Source organism: Methylobacterium sp. D48H (assembly GCF_053345715.1).
The window spans coordinates 1-309 of sequence record NZ_JBKFAP010000147.1 but is presented as its reverse complement, the minus strand read 5'-3'; the positions used below and the strand labels follow the sequence as shown (position 1 = coordinate 309).

Here is a 309-nt window from a genome sequence, read left to right as displayed (position 1 = left end):
ACAGGTAGGCGATCTGCTCGGCGACGGACCAGATCATGTCGGCGGGGTCGCCCTTCTGGCGGACCTCGCCGTCGACCGACAGGGTGATGGCGCCCTTCGCCGGGGGGCCGATGGCGGGGACCGGGTGGAGCGCGCCGATCGGCCCCGACCCGTCGGGCGCCTTGGCGGTGTCCCAGGGCCGCGACATCTTCTTGGCCTCGTCCTGGACGTCGCGCCGGGTCATGTCGAGGCCGATGGCGTAGGCGTAGACGTGCTCCAGGGCGGTCTCGGCCGGGGTGTCGCTGCCGCCGCTCGCGGGGGGCGCGACCA

The 309-nt window shown here is 74.1% G+C and carries 1 protein-coding gene; it reads right to left on the bottom strand.

Translation table 11 applies throughout. The features are described 5' to 3' along the window. A partial coding sequence (locus ACLBX8_RS31880) for a fumarylacetoacetate hydrolase family protein (RefSeq protein WP_447716435.1) occupies positions 1 to 309 on the bottom strand: 309 nt, incomplete at both ends.